The following is a 17331-nucleotide window of genomic DNA, read 5'->3' as shown; positions in this document are numbered from 1 at the left end:
GTACGGGTGCGGTGCAGGTACCGTGCGGTCGTGCCTCAGCAGCGACGGACCGACCGTGGCGCGATCGTCGCGGCGACGATCGCGGTGCTCGACGAGCGCGGGCTCGACCGGCTCTCGCTGCACGCGATCGCGGCCCGGCTCGGGGTCCGGCAACCGGCGCTCTACCACCACTTCAAGGACAAGGACGCGGTCCTGACCGCGGCCGCCGCGGAGGTGCTCGACCGGCATCACACCGAGCGGCTGCCGCGCCCGGACGAGGACTGGCCGGCGTTCCTGGTCCGCAACGCACACAGCCTGCGCCGCGCGATGCTCGCCGTCCGCGACGGAGCCCGGCTGGTCGCACTAGCCGGACCGCGCGCCCCCGAGCTCGGGAACGCGATCGCGCAGGTGACGTTCCTCGAGCGGCACGGCTTCGACGGACCGGACGCGATCCTGGCGTACGTTGCCGTGTCGCGCTACACGATCGGCGCCACGCTCGAGCAGCAGACCGCCCGCGACGGCAGCGCGATCACGTTCCCGGACTCGCCCGAGGCCGCGCACCTCCTCGACCTGGCCGGACGGGTCCACAAGCTCGGCCCGGACCACGAGTTCCGTACCGGGCTCGATGCCTTGGTGCGCGGTCTCGCCACGAACCGCAAGGAGGATCGATGAAGGCAGAGAGCGTCGTTCGGCGGGACTCGTCGGGGTTCGAGCGCGGGTACGTCGTGGCGGTGCCGGACGGCACTGTTCACGGTGTGACTGTGCTGTTCCACCCGTTCGGCTTCACGCCCGAGGCGGTCCTGCACGGGGAGCCCGCGGGGGAGCTGCTCATCCGACCGCTCGACGGTGCCCTCGGACCCGCTGAACTCACCGGCCAGGTTGTCGTCGCGCCGCGCAGCCACGGACGCGTACTCGCTGGAACCTCCCTGGCCTGGCGGGACCATCTGGATGCCACGTGGGCAGCAGCGCTCGACCTGTGCGACCGCCACAGCACGAACCGGGTGAGTGTCGGCGGCTTGTCGATGGGCGGCCAGGAGGCGCTGGTGCTGGCTGCTCAGCATGCCGCCGAGGTCACGTCGGTCTGGGCCGCCAACCCCGTCGTCGACCTCGCCCGGTGGCACGACGACATCCGGTACGGCCGCGCGAGTGCGGCCCTGCAAGGCGCCGACGAGACGATTCGTGAAGAGGTCGGTGGAGACCCGTCCGAGCTGCCCGACGAGTACGCACGCCGCAGTCCGGTCTCGTACGCCGCCGAGCTCGCCGGCACCGTCGTACGCCTGGTCTGGTCCGACGCCGACACGATCATCCCCGGCCAATCCTCGTACCAGGCACACGCCCTCGCCGGCCGGGTCCGCGCCCACGGCGGTCAGGTGGACGAACGCGTCACCACCCACGCTCCGCTCGAGCCCACCGACGAGCCCGGCCGATTCGCCCACGAAGCCTGCGACATCTGGGAACACCTCACCTGGTCCCACCGCCAGTAGCCGACGAGGGCGCCGCCCGCTGAAGCAAACGTTCTGCCCAGCCGGGATCGTTGCCTTCGGCAATAGGATAGCCGGAGGCCCAGGGGCCCTCCCAGTGGACGGAGATGCCTGGGTTGTGGGCGTCGGTGCCGTCGGGCAGGAACAGGTGCGGGCTGCCCTGGACGGCGTCGGTCACCGCGATCGCATGGTCGGCCATCATCGTGGCTCGCGCCCGGCCGTCGTCGAGGGTGGCGGCCAGTGCGGCCTCGTCCACGGCCTTGGTCTCGGCGGCGACGTCGAGGATCACCTGCCGATGCCCGATCGATCGGTTCTCCAGCCAGAACGCCCGGCGGAGCCCCGCATCCAACTCCTCGGACGCCTGCAGACTCTGCTCCTTGGCAGCGTGGACCGCCTCGGCCGCGAGCAGCACGGTCGACGGGTACGTCCAGTCCGGCTGCGTCCACAGCCGAAACCCCACCTCCGGCGCGAGCTGCCCGAGCCCGACCGCCTCGCTGTCGGTGCCCGGACGCGAATGCGGCCCGTTGAACAACTCGAGCGCGAACGTCCGGTGATCCAGCCGGACGTCAGCACCCAGCGTCTCCCGAGCGGCGCGCAACCGGTGAATCGCAACCTGCGCGAACGGACACAACAAGTCCGACCAAACCTGAATCGTTCCCGCCGCAACCTTTATCTGCGATGGCTCCATGGGACGACCTTAGCGGACCGTGGTCCGTTTCTCAATGGGAGATCGGTACTGCCGGGATCGCGCTGGACCAGCTAGTCTCGGTATTCGTAGCGCTCGGCAACGGCAGAAGTTCAAGACCAGGTGACAGCGGTCAAGACCGAAGCACGTCGGCCAGGGGAGGGCGACGAGGGGTGTGCGCCTCGATCGATCGGGAGCACCGCGCAGTCGATTCGCGAACGGCAGGGGGGATTCCGCGCCCGCCGTCGACCCTGGTGGTCCGGGACCGCCTGCATGCCGCGCTGGACTTCGGGGTGCGCTCGCCGCTGACGTTGCTGATCGCGCCGGCCGGCACCGGTAAAACGGTCCTGCTGTCGGACTGGGTGACGCGCTGCCGCGACGCCGGTACGGCGGTGACCTGGATCGGCGGGCACGCGGCCGGCTCGTTCGGGCAGCTGCTCGAGCAGGCGATGGACGCCGAGCCGCCGGCCGCCGGGCTGACCGTCATCGACGACGGTCATTTGCTGTCGGCAACAGCTCTCGCGGAGCTGGCGCTGGTCCTGCGGAAGTCGCCGCACGCGCTGCGGATCGTGCTCGCCAGCCGGTACGACCTGCCGCTGCCGGTTCCGGAACTCGAGCTGCGCGGCCTGGCGCTGACGCTGCGCTCGCGCGACCTGCGCTTCACCGACGCCGAGGCGACCGAGCTGGTGAAGGCACATGCCGGCCGGGCGACCGCCGAGGACATTCGCTTGTTCCAGGCGAACACGGCGGGCTGGGCGGCCGCGCTGGTGCTCGCGGCGCGGACGTTCGCGGCCTCCGGCGAGGTCGTGTGGTCACTGGTCAACCAGGGCCCGGTGCTCGACCTGTTCCTCGGCGAGACGGTGAACACCCTGGACGAGCGGGTCCAGACGATGCTGCTGAGTACGTTCGGCATGCCGTCGGTGACCGCCGAGCTGGCCGCGACGTTGAGCGACGACTCGGACACCGGCGCGATGCTCGCGGAGCTGGCCGGGAACGGGTTGCTTGTGACCGCGTACGTCGACGGGCCGGGCAGCGAGCCGACGTACCGCTATCACCCCTTGCTCGTCGAGCTCCTGCGGCGCCGCGTCGCCGCGAGTCCGGAGCGGGCGCGGATCGTGGCCGCCGCTCAACGCCGGTCCGCGCTGTACTACGAGAACCGTGGCGACAGCGTCGGTGCGCTGCGCGGCGCATTGGGCGCGGAGGATCCTGCGTTGGTGGCGCGGATGGTCTTGAGCCGCGGGCCGGAGCTGCTCGCGGCGGGCGAGCTGGAGTTGGTCGCGGCAGCGTTCGCGGCGTTGCCGGCCGACTATGTCGAGACGCACCCGCACCTGACGGGTGTCCGTGGTCTCCTGCGCCGGGTCTCCGGCGACGTGGCCGGCGCGGTCATGGACGCGGCGGCAGCCGATCGGTTGACCGCCGAGCGTGATCCGGCGGCATCGACCCCGGACGACGACGCGCTGGAGGCCGACGCGGTTCTCCTGCGGCTGTGGAAATCCCGGTACGGATGGCACGACGTGCAGGCCGCGATCGACGGTACCCGGTCGTTGCTGGCCCTGGATCGGACCGCCGGTGACCGGCGAAGCGAGGCGGTCCTCGGACCGGAACGACTCGCCTGGCTGCTCATCGAGCTGGCCGCCACACAGACCTGGGCCGGCGATCTCGACGGCGCGTCGGCGCATCTGGACGAGGCACTCGTCTCGGCCCGGATGGCATCGCATTCCAGGCTGATCGCGGGCGGGCTCGTGCATCGCGCCGTCGTGCAGTACGTCCGTGGCCAGGTCCGGAACGCCGCCAGGTCGGCGCGCGAGGCGCTCGACACCGGCGGCGACGAGCTCCCGCGCGAGTACGCCGTACGGGCCTATGTCGTACTGGGCTTCGCGGCCCTCAGCGACCTGCGACGCGACGAGGCCTGGCGCTGGTACGAGCTCGTCGCGATGACGGAGTCGGCCGAATCCGACACGGTGATCGCCGCCCTGCGCGCGATGCTCCGCGGCGTACTGCTGATCGAGGACGGCCGGCTCGACGAAGCGCTGTCAGAGCTGACCGTGGATCCCGCCGCGGCCGGTCCGCTGCCGTCGTTCCTCGCCCGCGATCTGGCGCTGCTGCGGTTCCGGCTGGCCGTACTGATCGGCGACGAGGACGGTGCGGCTGCCCAACTCGCGGAGCTCGACCGGGTTGGGAGTTGCTCGGAGGCCGAGCTGCTCCGGGCGATGCTCTCGATCGGTCAGGGCGACCTGCGAGCGACGGTCACGATGATCGACGCGGTGCTCGCGCGACCGGGCATCTACCCACCGGTCGCGTCGGCGGCCGCGTCGTTCCGGACCGTACTACTCGTCCGCGCCGCCGATCCGGTCGCCGCCGAGGCATCGCTGGTCGACACGCTCAACCGCGTGGCCCCGCAGCGCATTGTGCACGCGTTGATCCCGGCCGGCGGCGAGGAGGTGTTCCTCGACCAGCTCCGTGAGTACGTCGTGACGCCGAACTCGCATCCGTTCGCCGCGATCGCACTCGAGAAGCTGTCCGGCTACCAGGGCGCCTCGACCGGATCCGGTGGCGTGACGCTGCTCGCTCGGACCCGGCCGGACGCGCACGCCGCGCCCGTACGTCGACTGAGCGCCGTCGTGAACGGTGCGCAGATCCGGCTGACCGCCCGCGAGGCCGAGGTCCTGGACCAGCTCGCGCTCGGCAACTCCTACACCGAGATCGCGAAAGCGTTGTTCATCACCGAGAACACGGTGAAGACGCACCTGATGGCGCTGTACCGAAAACTTGGTGCCGAGAAGCGGTCCGCGGCGCTCCGGGTCGCGCGCGGCGTCGGACTGCTCCGGCCGGCACCAGCGGTGGAGACGGACCCGCCGGGGGTGCAGGGACCCTCGTCGGGCGCATTCGGCGGACAAGGGAGACTGCGATGAATCAAGGCCTGCTGAACTCGCTGACCGAGACCGAGCGGTTGCTGGTGGCCGAGACCGAGCGGTCCGCGTTGCAGGAGCTGGACGAGGACGACCTGCTCGACCTGCACCAACGCGTCCGGCGATCGCGGACGAAGTACGTCAAGAACTATCGGCGCGGCGCGAGTGCGGCGGTGGCCGGTGCGGGCGGACGCGGCCTGTCGTACGGGCGGAACCAGCGTGACCGGGACAAGGCCGAGTTGTTCGAGTCCGTACTGGCGACGGTCAGCCGGGAGGTCGCGGCGGTGGCGCGCCGGGCGTCGATGGAACTGCGCGCCGAGCGGATCGCCGCGGGACGTACGGCCACGCCGGCCCTCGCCGTCCCGAAGAAGACGGCAGCGAAGAAGACCGCGGCGAAGAAGGCGACTGCTCCGCGGGCGCGGACGGCCAAGACCACCGGTGGGCTGAAGAAGGATGCGTCGACGCGGGCGCAGGGCAGCCGCCGGCAGGCCAAGCGCGACGCGCGCTGACTCGCCCGATTCGGGTGATCCCAAGCGGGGGCCGGCTCGGTTCTGCTGGACTCCGCGGCAGCCAGGAGGTGCGGAGATGGGCGATGCCCGGATCAGGTTCAGATCACGGCTCAGACTGCCGCTGATCGGTGTGGCGCTGGTTGCCGTCGGGTTGGCGTACGCGGTCCTGGTCCCGGACGGGGCCGCCGGAGCCGATGGGCCGCAGTCCCAGCAGATCGAGGAGGGCCGGCGGCTGTTCTCGGTCGGCTGCTCGAGCTGCCACGGCCTGCATGCCGAGGGTGGGACCAACGGTGCGGGCGCGATGGCCGGTCCGTCGTTGATCGGCGTGGGCGCGGCCGCGGTCGACTTCCAGGTCAGCACCGGCCGGATGCCCGCCGTGCAGCCGGGCGCCCAGATCCCGCAGAAGCCGCCGGTCTACACCGAGGACGAGATTGCCGCGCTGGCGGCGTACATCGCTTCGCTCGCTCCCGGTCCCGCGATCCCGGCGTCCGAGTCGTACGACGTCAGCAAGGCGACGCAGGAGGAGGTCACCCGCGGCGGGGACCTGTTCCGGACGAACTGCACGGCCTGCCACAACTTCGCCGGCCGCGGTGGTGCGTTGCCGAACGGCCGGTACGCGCCGTCACTGATGTCGACGACGCCGCGGAACATCTACCAGGCGATGCTCACCGGACCGCAGCAGATGCCGGTCTTCTCCGACGCCGTCCTGCTGCCCGAGGACAAACGCGCGATCATCGCCTACATCGTCGCGTTGCAGCAGGCCAAGGATCCCGGCGGGTTCGGCCTCGGCCGGCTCGGTCCGGTGTCGGAGGGCCTGTGGGGCTGGTTCGTCGGGATCGGTCTGCTGGTTGTCGTCGCGGTCTGGATCGGTGCCAAGGTCCCGAGAGTGCGTCGCAGACCGGAGCGGACGTCTCACCCGAATTCCTGAGCGTCACCTTAATCGGAGGAGGACAGCCGCACGGCGCCTTGGTGGGATGAGGCGGTCGGCGCGCACCTTCGGCGCGCCATCCCCGGGAGGAACCCGACATGACCCATCTGGTGGTGCTCGGCCTCGAGAGCCGTGAGGACGCCGAGCGCGTCGTCCAACTCACCGACGACCTGGCCAAGCAGCAGTTGTTGCAGCGAGAGGATGCGGCGATCGCCTACAAGGATGCCAAGGGCAAGGTACGCATCCAGCAGGCCGTGAACCTGACCAGCGCCGGTGCGGCCGGCGGCGCGCTCTGGGGCACGTTGATCGGGCTGATCTTCCTGAACCCGCTCGCGGGCATGGTCGTCGGTGCGGCGACCGGCGCGATCAGCGGCAAGCTGTCCGACATCGGCGTCAGCGACCAGCTGATCAAGCAGATCGGCCAGGAGTTGCAGGAGGGCCACGCGGCCGTGTTCCTGCTGGCGCGGTCGGCCACCGTCGACCGGGTGGTCGAGGCGCTGAAGCCGTACAGCCCGACCATCCTGCAGACCAACCTGACGCGCGAGCGCGAGGACGAACTGGTCCAGGCCCTGCAGTCCTGACAGGGGGAGCTCTTGTGAACACCGTCCCGGACGACTTCGATCCGATTCCCTCGACGCGGCGGCGGGCGGCCGTCGGCGTCGCCTCGCTCAAGCAGGCCGAGACGGAGGCGGACGCGCTCGCGGTTCCGGTGCCGGCGGGTGCCGAGCCCGGTGCCGAGCTCGGCATCGACGCTGCCGGGCTGGCGGCGGCCGGCTTCACCGGCGCACGCGGCCAGACCCTGGTCCAGCCGCACAGTGGCGGCCCGGTCCGGGTCGCCGTCGGGATCGGTACGCCCGAGCAGATCGACAGCACGCTCGCGCGCGATCTGGCTGCCGAGTTCGCCCGGGCGGTGCCGTGGCACCGGCGCCTCGCGATCGAGGTTCCGTCCCGCGACTCCGGCATCGCGGTCGCCGACTTCGCGCAGGCCGTGACCGAAGGCGTACTGCTGGCCCGCTGGCGGTACTTCGTCGGTCGGGGTGCGGACGAGCCGACCCTGGAGTCGCTGACGGTCGTCGCCTCCGACGAGGACGCCGAGGAGGCGCGGCGCGGTGTGGAGCGCGGACGTGTCGTCGCGGCGGCGTACAGCCTGGGCAGGGATCTTGCGAACTGCCCGGCCAGCACACTCTCGGCCGAACGAATGGCCGAGGTCGCGCAGGAGGTCGGCCCACCGGCCGGGCTGCAGGTGGAAGTCTTCGACCGGCAGCAGCTGATCGAGCTGGGGTGTGGCGGACTGCTCGGCGTGAACCGGGGCAGTGTCGACGAACCCCGGATGGTCCGGTTGCGCTACCTGCCCGAGCAGCCGACCGGCCGGATCGCCCTGGTGGGCAAGGGAATCATGTACGACTCCGGCGGCATCAGCCTGAAGCCGAGCGACGAGTCGCACGCCCAGATGAAGAACGACATGACCGGCGCGGCGGCGGTGCTTGCCGCGATGACCGCGCTCCGCGGCCTCGGCTGTACGGCGGCCGTGACCGGCTACCTGATGTGCACCGACAACATGCCGTCGGGTTCCGCGCTGAAGCTCGGTGACGTCCTGCGGATGCGTAACGGGACGACGGTCGAGGTACTGAACACCGACGCCGAGGGCCGTCTGGTGATGGCGGACGCGCTGGCGCTGGCGACCGAGGAGCCGGTCGACGCGATCGTCGACATCGCGACCCTGACCGGCGCGTGCCTGCGGACCTTCGGGGTCGAGATCGCCGGCGTGATGGGCAACGACAGTACGGTCGTCGAGCAGCTCCGGCGCGCCGGGGAGCTCGCCGACGAACCGGTCTGGCAGCTCCCGCTGTACCGGCCGTACCGCGCGCAGTTGGACTCGGCGGTCGCGGATCTGACCAACATGGGCGGCGTCAACGCCGGGTCGATCACCGCCGCGCTGTTCCTCGAGGAGTTCGTCGACGGGCATCCGTGGGCGCACGTCGACATCGCCGGGACCGCGCAGCTGCCGGCGCCGCGGACCTGGCGGAACAAGGGCGCGACCGGGTTCGGCACCAAGCTGCTGATCGAGTTCGCACTCGCGTTCACGCCGCCGAACGACAGCGGAGCCGGAGCCCGGTCATGAGTGCCGAGGCGGCCCCGGAGATTCCGGCCAAGAAGGGCCGGATGCAGCGGATCCTCGACGGCATCGAGACGGTCGGGAACAAGGTCCCGCACCCGGCGCTGATCTTCCTCGGCCTGATCCTGATCGTGATCGTGCTCTCCCAGATCCTGTCCTGGGCGGGCACCAGCGTCACCACCGAGGTTGCCGAACCGGCGACGGTCCAGGTCGCGCCGGAGTACCCGGGCGAAGGGTCGAGTGTGGCGGGCAACGACGCGCCGCCGGCGCCCGCGATCCCGGACTACGAGATCCACAAGGAGACGATCAAGGCCGAGAGCCTGCTGACCGGCGACGGGATCCGGTACATCTTCACGACGGCGGTGCAGAACTTCAACGACTTCGGTGTCGTCGCGGTGATCCTGGTCGCGATGATCGGCGTCGGCGTCGCGGAGGAGGCCGGCCTGATCGCGGCGCTGATCCGCAAGATGGTGAAGGTCGCGCCCAAGGGGCTGATCACGTTCATCATCGTGCTGCTCGGCGGGATCTCCAGCGTCGCCTCGGATGCGGGGTACCTGGTGCTGATCCCGTTGGGTGCGGCGGCGTTCGCGTCCCTCGGGCGGCACCCGCTGGCCGGCATCGCGGCGGCGTACGCGGGCGTCAGCGCGGCGTTCTTCGTGAACGTCCTGATCACTCCGGCGGACGGCATCATCACCGAGGTCACCAACGAGACGATCGGGCTGGTCGCTCCGGACGTGCACCTGAACGTCACGCACAACTTCTTCTTCAGCATCGCCGCGACGATCTTCTGCGCACTGGTGATGACGTTCATCACCGAGCGGATCCTCGAACCGCGGCTCGGCAAGTACGACCCGGCCGAGGCGCCCGAGGACGCACCGGCCGATCACCAGCCGTCGGACGAGGAGCTCCGGCTGGAGTCCCGCGGGCTGCGGTTCTCGGTCTACTACCTGCTCGTCGCGGCCGCGATCGTGTCGCTGCTGACGTTCATCCCCGGCGCGCCGCTGCGCAATCCGGACACCGGCGAGATCTTCGGCTCGTCACCGTTCATGAGCAGCCTGCTCTTCATCATCTCGATGCTGTTCCTGGCCGCCGGGCTCGGGTACGGCCGCGGAGCGCACTCGCTGGTTGGCAGCACCAACGTCATCAACGCGATCGTGAAGACGTTCAACGGCCTCGGCGGGCTGATCTTCCTGATGCTGCTGATCGCGCAGTTCATTGCCTACTTCAACTACACGAACATGTCCACGCTGGCCGCGACCGGGCTCGCGGACCTGCTCGAGCGGGCCGACATCGGGGCGCTGCCGTTGCTGATCGGGTTCATCATCCTGGTCGCGATCATCGACCTGATCATGCCCGGCGTGATCCCGAAGTGGGCGATCCTGGCGCCGATCTTCGTGCCGCTGTTCTACCGGCTCGGCATCGCGCCGCAGACCGTGATCGCCGCCTACCGGGTCGGCGACGGCCCGATGAACGTGATCACGCCGCTGATGGTGTACCTGCCGTTCATCGTGCTGGTCTGCCAGAAGTACCGGAAGAAGGCCGGCATCGGCACCGTGGTCTCGATGATGCTGCCGTACACCGGGATCGTGCTGGTCGCCTGGACCCTGTTCTACATCCTCTGGTACCTGATCGGGATTCCGTGGGGCCCGTCCGCTCCGGTGCACCTCGGCTAGGCAGCACGACGACGGGAGGGTACGCGAATGGACGACGCGACGGTGAGCCTGATCATCCTCGGGCTCGTCGTCGCGGTGTTCATCTGGAACCGGCTGCCGGTCGAGGTGGTCGCGGTGCTCACGACGCTGGCGTTGTGGGCGACCGGCCTGATCGGCTTCCCCACGGTGATCGCGGGGTTCGGTGATCCGGTGGTCATCCTGATCGCCTCGCTGTTCGTGGTGAGCGAGGGGATCGACTCCACCGGCGTCACCGCGTGGGTCGGTCAGACCATCGTGCGGTACGCCGGTACGACGCGAGCCCGGCTGCTCGTCGCCGTCACGGCGCTCTGCGCGGTCCTGACCGCGCTCATCACGCTGAACGGCGCGGTCGCGGCGTTGCTGCCGCTCGTGGTGATGCTGGCGATCCGGGCCGGTGAACCGCCGTCGCGGATGCTGATGCCGTTGACCTTCGTCGGCAGCGCCGGATCCCTGCTGACGCTGACCGGGTCGCCGGTCAACATCATCGTCTCCGAGGCGGCGCGGGATGCGGGCGCCGGGGACTTCCCGTTCTTCGCGTTCGCGGTGGTCGGCGTACCGCTGGTCATCGGCACGATCGCGATCTCGGTGCTCGCCGGACCGCGGCTGCTGCCGAACGCCCGCCCGGCCCATCCGGCCGCGGACCTCGCCCTGCACGCGGAGACCCTCGACACTCACTACGCCGCGCTGGCCGACGGCTTCTACCGGCTGCGCGTGCGTGAAGTGTCGCCGTTGGTCGGCCAACAGGTCCGTGAGCTCGACCTGTCGCCGTACCCGGGCGTCGAGATCGCCGGCGTCCAGGACGGGCACGGACAGCATCGGCCTGACACCGCGGTGCTCGTCGCAGGTGACGTACTGGTCGTGACCGGCGACGAGGCCGACGTGAACCACCTGACCGCCGAGGCGCGGCTCGCGGTGGCGATGACGCCGGTGGACAACCTGCTGACGCGCGAGTCCGGCGTGGTCGAGGCCGTCATCCCGCCGCGGTCGTCGCTGGTCGGCGAGACGGTGTTCCCGGGCATGCATCGTGGACCCGACCTGGTCATCATCGCGGTCCAGCGGATGGGCAAGGACCGCGGCCGGCGCCCGACCCGGCTCGCCGAGGGTGACGCGCTGCTCGTGCACGGGGCCTGGTCGGCGCTGGACGAGCTGACCAAGGACCGGGACGTCCTGCTCGTGGATTCACCGCAGACGGTCCGCCGGCAGGCCGTTCCGTGGGGTGCGAACGCGTCGATCGCGGTCGCGATCCTGGCGTTGATGATCGTGCTGCTCGCGACCGGTGCCGTACCGGCGGCGATGGCCGGCCTGCTCGCCGCGACGGCGATGGTGCTGACCCGGGTGGTCATCCCGCGGCAGGCGTACCGGGCGATCTCCTGGCAGATCGTCGTCCTGATCGGTGCGCTGATCCCGTTGTCGGAGGCGATCCAGTCGAGCGGTGCCGCGGACCGGATCGCCGGCCTCATCGTGGACGCGGTCGGCGCGGGTCGTCCGTACCTGTTGCTGCTCGCGCTGTTCCTGCTCACCGGGGCGCTCGGGCAGGTGGTGAGCAATACCGCGACAGTACTGATCGTCACGCCGATCGCGGTCGCGGCGGCCCAGGGGACGGGTACGTCCGTGAAACCGGTGCTGATGCTGATCGCGGTCGCGGGCTCTGCGTCCTTGCTGACGCCGATCTCGACGGCGGCGAACATGATGATCATGAGTCCCGCGGGCTATCGCTTCGGCGACTACTGGAAGCTCGGACTCCCGGTGATGGTCTGGTGGCTGGTGACGGCGCTTGTGATCGTTCCGCTGGTCTGGCCGTTCTGAGATGACCGACAGGTATGTGTCGACGGGTGGGCTGCCGATCGCTGCGCGGGTGCAGCAGCTGGTGCATACCGCGTACGAGCGATTCGTTGGTGTGACCGACGGTGTGGTGAGCGATGTCTATCCGGCGTTGCAGCGTGCCGACGCGGATGCCTTCGGGATCTGTGTGGCGGCCGCGGACGGGCGGCTGTTCGAGGCGGGCGCTGCGCGGCGGACGTTCACGATCATGAGTGTGGCCAAGCCGTTCGTCTTCGCGCTGGTGTGTCAGGCGATCGGAGTCGATGCGGTCCGCGAGTTGGTCGGCGTGAACGCGACTGGGCTGCCGTTCAATTCGGTGCGTGCGGTGGAGCAGTCGCCGACCGGACGGACGAATCCGATGGTGAATGCGGGCGCGATCGCTACCACGAGTCTGGCGCCGGGTGAGGGGCCGGAGGACCGCTGGCGGTTCCTCCTCGATGGGCTGTCCGGCTTCGCCGGGCACGAACTGGTGCTGGACAGGGAGACGCTGGACTCGGCGCTCGCGACGAACCACCGCAACCGTGCGCTGGCCGCGCTGCTGCGCAGCATGGGCGGTCTGGCGGGCGACGCAGAGGTCGCGACCGAGCTGTACACCAGGCAGAGCTGCCTGCTGGTCAGCGCGGTCGATCTCGCGGTGATGGGCGCGACGCTCGCGGACGGCGGGGTGTGCCCGACGACGCGCCGGCGGGTGGTGGATCCGGACATCGCCCGGGTGACGCTGGCGGTGATGACCGTCGCGGGTCTGTACGAGACGTCGGGCGACTGGCTGCTCGACGTCGGTGTCCCGGGCAAGAGCGGGATCGGCGGCGGCATCGTCACGGTGTCGCCCGGGAAGGGCGCACTGGGGACGTTCGCACCGCCGTTGGATGCCGCAGGCAACAGTGTCAGAGGCCGGCTCGCGGCGGAGTTCCTGGCGCGGCAGCTCGGTCTCGATCTGCTCGCCTCGGACGTCGTCATCTGAACCGGGTTAGGGCGTGCCCAGGGTGAGAGTGGTGATGTTCGACTGACCCGCCCGCAGATACGTCAGCTTGAGCTTGTCACCAGCCTGCCGGGTCAAGGTCGCGACCACGATCTGCTCGCTGCTGACAGCCGGCTGGCCGTCGACCTCGGTGATGATGTCGCCGGCCTGCAGCCCGGCTTGCACAGCGGGACCGCCGGCGTCGACCCCGGCCACGAACAGACCGGCAGGTGTCCCGGCCGCCTGCGCTACCGCGGGTGGAATTTCCTGGACCTGGAGCCCGGTCGTCGGGTGGCCCGGCTTTCCGGTACTGATCAGCTGGTCGGTGATCGGCTTCGCCAGGTCGACCGGGATCGCGAAGCCCAGACCGACGCTGCCGCCGCCGCTCGTGCCGGAGGCGTCCGGAACTGTGGCGATCGCGGCGTTCACGCCGACGAGCCGTCCGGAGCAGTCGACCAGCGCGCCGCCGCTGTTCCCTGGGTTGATGGCCGCATCGGTCTGGACGGCGCCGATCAGGTGGTGAGTCACCTCGTCACCCGGAACCGGAACGTAGCGGTCCAGCGCACTCACGATGCCCGACGTGACAGTGCTGCTCAGCCCGAGCGGCGCGCCCAAGGCAATGACCGGCTGGCCGACCTGCAGCGAACCGGACGAACCCAGCTGGATGATCGGATAGTTGCCGGCGCCGTCGGCGGCCTTCAGAACGGCCAGGTCGGTACTGGGATCACGGCCGACGATCGACGCGTCGGAGCTGTGGCCGTCGCTGTACCGGACGGACACCGCGCCTCCGGCGCCGGCCGCGACGGAGATGACGTGGTCGTTGGTCAGGATGTACCCACCACTGCGAACGATCTGCCCGGACCCGGTGCCGGCCGCGGAGCCGCGGCGGGCCGAGATCGTCACGATCGACGGCAGGACCTGGTTCGCCACCGGGATCGCCGCGCACATGGCCGTACCGGGATCTGCCTGGCCGGACGGGGAGGCCGCGCCGGCGGTGCTGTCGCGGCCGACGAGGAGGAAGATCAGCGCGGTCACCAGCGCACCGACGACCAGGCCGACCGGGAGACCGAGCGTCAGCAGCTCGGCGAGGTGGAAGCGGTGCCCGCCTGTCGAGGGTGTGGCCGGGGGTTCGTTCTCGGCCTGGCCCATCTCGACCTCCGATCCGCTCAGGAGTCGGGCGGCAGCGATGGCGAGTCGTGCGCCGCACGCTCCTGGCCGTCCCGAGAATAGGTTCGCGCCGCGCCGGGTAGCTCACCCGATCCGGGTGACCGGTCTGTTGCGCGGTCGAAGTACAGGTAGGCCACAGCGGCGGCGGCGATCGGCATCGCCAGGGCGAAGAGGATCGACGACACCACGTTGATCAGCGTCGGTGACCAGTCGGTGGCGAGCAGCAGGATGATGCCGGCGATCGGCCCGACCGCGAGGCCGAGCCCGACCACAAGGGCCAGCGGTACGGCGGTTCGCCACCACCGGCGGGCGACGAGTCGACGGCTGCGTTTCAGTGCCGTCCCGCCGGAACACTGCTCGGCGACCAGCACCTGGACGACGAACGCACGACTGACGGCGTAGTAGATGGCCAGCGGAATCGTCGCGACGAAGATCGTCAGGACGAACAGCACGACGACGTACTGCGTCGCGGCGCGAGCGAGCGGCGCGCGGATCGTGACGACGTCGCGCAGTACGCCGGCCGCCGTCACCGGAGCGCCGCGATCGAGCTGGTCCAGGGTGCGCATCACGACCGCCAGCAGGACGACGTACGTCGCGATCGTGAGGAGTGTGACCACGAGCGCGAGGATCGAGGCCCACAGGCCGGTCGCGTTCTCGGTCGGTGCGCCGAGGTCGGTCGGCGCGTCCCGTCGCGCCGCCTCGAGCCTGGCCAGGCTCACCGTGATCAGGCTGAACACGCCCAGCGCGGCCGCGAACCCGCCGAACAGGCGCGGTTGCCGACGGAAGAGGCGAATCGCGGAACTCACCGCCTGCCCCCACGCGCGCGGCCGGCGGGCGGGTAGCGGATCCGCGTCGGTCCAGCGCGTCCGGCTCGCGGCGAACCACACCAGCGCGACGAGGGCGGCGAGCAGCAGCCCGAGCAGCCAGGTCCGGTCGAGGGTCTCGCGCAGCAGGTTCGAACCGGTGCCGACCGCGGCGCAGAAGACGTTCGTGCTGCTCGGGCCGAGCAACGCGCCGGCCGGCACCGTGGTGCTGTCGTCGCGCCAGGTCGACTCGGCGTCCTGGATCGGCGCGGTCCAGGACGCCTTCATGTTCGGCCCGGTCGGTCCGTCGAAGAACGAGCGCTGTCGCTCACCCCAGCGGCCCTCGAACCCCAGCCACGGGTACTCCGCCAGGTAGTCCGCGCTGTTCAACGGGACGTACGCGACCTTGGGGTTGATCGCCGCCTGCGGCCGGGTCGTGTCGTCGCAGCCCAGTCCCTCCGAGCCGCGTCCGAGGTACAGCCGCTGCCCGTACTTGTTCGCATGCGAACCCGCCGCCGGGTACACGACCGGATGCGTCCCGTCGACGAGCTCGAGCTTGGCGTCGCCCCACCGTGCGCGTTCGGCTCCGCCGTGCTGGCTGTACCCGACCGCGGTCGGGGCGGTGGTCAATGCGTCCGCCGGCGTGGCCGCGTCGAAGATGAGCTGGATCGATTCCCAGTCGCCTTCGTGGGTGTTGTTGTAGTCGTTGAAGATGTAGAAGAACCAGTACTCCAAGGAGAGCTGGCCGGGGTACGCGGCGTCGCGGGCCACGTGCGCGTAGACAGTCGCGCCGTACTCGGCGTTGAGCTGCGCGGACCAGTCCGCGTAGTCGCAGCCGGGACGCAGCGGATCGCCAGGAAAGTCCAGGAAATGGCCGGGGTAGCGCAGCCCGAGGTCCGCGCCCTGCGGCTGCGTCTTGATCAGGTCGGGAGGCCGCCACGGCCCGCGCAGGGCGACCTGCTGGTTGCCGAGTACGGCCTCGACATCGGTCGGCCGGAAGTGCTCTCCGTCGGCACAGTTGGCCGCGCTGTCCTGCAGCTTGACGACCGGCGCATACCGCTCGGCCAGTTGCTGGGCCGCGACATCGTCCGGAGAGGTCGCGGCCGAGGCAGGCTCCACGCCTGGGCCGAACAGCGCCACCAGCACCAGCAGTGCCGACGACAGGATCACCCGATCCAGGTGACCTCGATATCTAGTCCTCACGATGGCTCGCACGATGGCCGGCACCCCCTCGGTCCCGGTGGCGCCAGTACGCGAGCGTCAGCAGCCCGACCACGACCGGTACGGCCTGAACAGCGATCCGCCAGACGAGCAGGCCGGCCACCATCGTCGTCGGCTCCAACTCGCTGTGTGACGAGACGAAGGCCGTGAAGCTCGCGTCGAGCACACCGGCGCCCATCAGCGGCAGACCCGTGAGTGGGTAGATGGCGAGGAACGTGCAAGCGAGCAGGAGGATCGTGGTGCCGCTCATCGGCACGCCGACGAACCCGAGGCACAGAACGAGCACGCCCGTCTCCACGATGACCAGCCCGCACAGCCCGAGGACGGCCAGCCGGCCCTTCGCCTTCAGGAGACCGGCGCTGTGCGTCTGGAAGTCGACGAGTCGTTCCGCCCACTCGTCCGGCCCCTTCGCTGATGGACGGACCTTGCGGATCAAGGTGCCGAGCAGTCGGCCGAGCGCCGCGGCGGTGCGTTCCGCCCGTACGGCGTAGATGAGGCCGACCAGCAACGCGGCGGCCCCGGCACCGAAGACGAGGGCAGCCCAGCCGAACGGGGCGTAGAACGTCCGGGTAGCCCAGAACACGACGAAACCGAGCACCGGCGCGGCCAGCCGGGCGACGTAGAACATCAGGGTGCTGAGCGTCAGCCCGGATGCGGCCGCCTTCGCGTCGATACCCCACGACCGCAGCATCGCCAGCCGGACGACGACATCGCCCGGCGACGGCGCGATCGTCGCCACGGAGGTCGCCGCGACGTCGTTGACCATTGCGCGCGGAACGCTGAGACCGGTGACGAACAGGGCCAGCAGCGTCGCGAGCACGAACCGCCGGATCGGCAGTACGAGCAGGATCACCACGATCTGCCACGGGGCCAGATGCGTCATCGCGTACCCGACCTGGCCCCAGTCGATCGCCCGCAGCAACCGGAGCAGCAGCCAGGCGACGACGGCGACGAGCAGTAGCCGGCCCACGCGGACGACCGCCCGCGGAACGCGGCGCCGGGCCGCCTTGTGGGTCGATGCCGGTCGGGGTACGGGGTCGGCCACTCCACCACCCTGCCGTCA

The 17331-nt window shown here is 70.3% G+C and carries 14 protein-coding genes; 10 read left to right on the top strand and 4 right to left on the bottom strand.

Translation table 11 applies throughout. The annotated features are described in order from the left end of the window. Positions 1-30: 30 nt before the first annotated feature. Positions 31-651, top strand: a complete 621-nt coding sequence (locus tag ACGFI6_RS06155) for a TetR/AcrR family transcriptional regulator C-terminal domain-containing protein (protein WP_393115581.1) — start codon at positions 31-33, stop codon at positions 649-651. Continuing rightward, positions 648-1463, top strand: coding sequence for an alpha/beta hydrolase family protein (locus ACGFI6_RS06150; RefSeq protein ID WP_393115580.1), 816 nt, complete (start codon positions 648-650; stop codon positions 1461-1463). The genes ACGFI6_RS06155 and ACGFI6_RS06150 overlap by 4 nt, the downstream gene beginning before the upstream one ends. Here ACGFI6_RS06150 and ACGFI6_RS06145 read toward each other — a convergent pair. Further along, a complete protein-coding gene (locus tag ACGFI6_RS06145; RefSeq protein WP_393115579.1) occupies positions 1441-2148 on the bottom strand; it encodes a DsbA family protein in 708 nt (235 codons plus the stop codon). The genes ACGFI6_RS06150 and ACGFI6_RS06145 overlap by 23 nt on opposite strands. A 251-nt stretch (positions 2149-2399) precedes the next feature. Between ACGFI6_RS06145 and ACGFI6_RS06140 the strand changes: the two genes are divergently transcribed. From ACGFI6_RS06140 to glsA, 8 genes are all read left to right on the top strand, one after another. Then, positions 2400-5057 (top strand): LuxR C-terminal-related transcriptional regulator, encoded by a 2658-nt coding sequence (locus ACGFI6_RS06140; protein ID WP_393115578.1) that lies wholly within the window; start codon positions 2400-2402, stop codon positions 5055-5057. Continuing rightward, positions 5054-5563 carry a hypothetical protein gene (locus ACGFI6_RS06135; protein WP_393115576.1) on the top strand — a complete coding sequence of 170 codons (510 nt, stop codon included), beginning with the start codon at positions 5054-5056 and terminating at the stop codon, positions 5561-5563. The genes ACGFI6_RS06140 and ACGFI6_RS06135 overlap by 4 nt, the downstream gene beginning before the upstream one ends. Before the next feature lie 76 nt (positions 5564-5639). Further along, complete coding sequence (locus ACGFI6_RS06130; protein WP_393115574.1) at positions 5640-6491, top strand: cytochrome c; 852 nt, start codon at positions 5640-5642, stop codon at positions 6489-6491. A gap of 98 nt (positions 6492-6589) precedes the next feature. After that, positions 6590-7072, top strand: a complete 483-nt coding sequence (locus ACGFI6_RS06125; protein ID WP_393115573.1) for a DUF1269 domain-containing protein — start codon at positions 6590-6592, stop codon at positions 7070-7072. Positions 7073-7086: 14 nt separating this feature from the next. Then, a complete protein-coding gene (locus tag ACGFI6_RS06120) occupies positions 7087-8613 on the top strand; it encodes a leucyl aminopeptidase family protein (protein ID WP_393115572.1) in 1527 nt (508 codons plus the stop codon). Next, positions 8610-10280 carry an AbgT family transporter gene (locus ACGFI6_RS06115; protein ID WP_393115571.1) on the top strand — a complete coding sequence of 557 codons (1671 nt, stop codon included), beginning with the start codon at positions 8610-8612 and terminating at the stop codon, positions 10278-10280. The genes ACGFI6_RS06120 and ACGFI6_RS06115 overlap by 4 nt, the downstream gene beginning before the upstream one ends. Positions 10281-10307: 27 nt before the next feature. After that, entirely contained in the window at positions 10308-12104 is a 1797-nt protein-coding gene (locus ACGFI6_RS06110) for an SLC13 family permease (RefSeq protein WP_393115569.1), read from the top strand. A gap of 1 nt (position 12105) precedes the next feature. After that, positions 12106-13080: a glutaminase A gene (gene glsA / locus ACGFI6_RS06105; RefSeq protein ID WP_393115568.1), complete on the top strand. Its 975-nt coding sequence runs from the start codon at positions 12106-12108 to the stop codon at positions 13078-13080. 6 nt (positions 13081-13086) lie between these two features. Here the strand turns inward: glsA and ACGFI6_RS06100 are convergent, their stop codons facing one another. Genes ACGFI6_RS06100 through ACGFI6_RS06090 form a run of 3 tightly spaced genes read right to left on the bottom strand, consistent with a single transcriptional unit; the run spans position 13087 to position 17313 of the window. After that, the gene (locus ACGFI6_RS06100) at positions 13087-14226 is read right to left on the bottom strand and encodes a S1C family serine protease (RefSeq protein WP_393115567.1); all 1140 of its coding nucleotides are present in this window, start codon (positions 14224-14226) and stop codon (positions 13087-13089) included. 17 nt (positions 14227-14243) lie between these two features. Beyond that, positions 14244-16250: a hypothetical protein gene (locus tag ACGFI6_RS06095; RefSeq protein ID WP_393115566.1), complete on the bottom strand. Its 2007-nt coding sequence runs from the start codon at positions 16248-16250 to the stop codon at positions 14244-14246. Further along, positions 16240-17313 (bottom strand): lysylphosphatidylglycerol synthase domain-containing protein, encoded by a 1074-nt coding sequence (locus tag ACGFI6_RS06090; RefSeq protein ID WP_393115565.1) that lies wholly within the window; start codon positions 17311-17313, stop codon positions 16240-16242. The genes ACGFI6_RS06095 and ACGFI6_RS06090 overlap by 11 nt, the downstream gene beginning before the upstream one ends. Positions 17314-17331 lie beyond the last annotated feature (18 nt).

The organism is Kribbella sp. NPDC048928 (assembly GCF_043197975.1).
Taxonomy (GTDB): Bacteria; Actinomycetota; Actinomycetes; order Propionibacteriales; family Kribbellaceae; genus Kribbella.
Note: the sequence above shows the minus strand (reverse complement) of the source record. Positions and strands in the feature narration are given on the sequence as shown.

Excerpts from the sequence above, each read along its gene's own strand:
- ACGFI6_RS06150 (WP_393115580.1), top strand. The coding sequence starts at position 648 with ATGAAGGCAGAGAGCGTCGTTCGGCGGGACTCGTCGGGGTTCGAGCGC.
- ACGFI6_RS06145 (WP_393115579.1), bottom strand. The coding sequence starts at position 2,148 with ATGGAGCCATCGCAGATAAAGGTTGCGGCGGGAACGATTCAGGTTTGG.
- ACGFI6_RS06135 (WP_393115576.1), top strand. The coding sequence starts at position 5,054 with ATGAATCAAGGCCTGCTGAACTCGCTGACCGAGACCGAGCGGTTGCTG.
- ACGFI6_RS06130 (WP_393115574.1), top strand. The coding sequence starts at position 5,640 with ATGGGCGATGCCCGGATCAGGTTCAGATCACGGCTCAGACTGCCGCTG.
- ACGFI6_RS06125 (WP_393115573.1), top strand. The coding sequence starts at position 6,590 with ATGACCCATCTGGTGGTGCTCGGCCTCGAGAGCCGTGAGGACGCCGAG.
- ACGFI6_RS06115 (WP_393115571.1), top strand. The coding sequence starts at position 8,610 with ATGAGTGCCGAGGCGGCCCCGGAGATTCCGGCCAAGAAGGGCCGGATG.
- ACGFI6_RS06110 (WP_393115569.1), top strand. The coding sequence starts at position 10,308 with ATGGACGACGCGACGGTGAGCCTGATCATCCTCGGGCTCGTCGTCGCG.
- glsA (WP_393115568.1), top strand. The coding sequence starts at position 12,106 with ATGACCGACAGGTATGTGTCGACGGGTGGGCTGCCGATCGCTGCGCGG.
- ACGFI6_RS06100 (WP_393115567.1), bottom strand. The coding sequence starts at position 14,226 with ATGGGCCAGGCCGAGAACGAACCCCCGGCCACACCCTCGACAGGCGGG.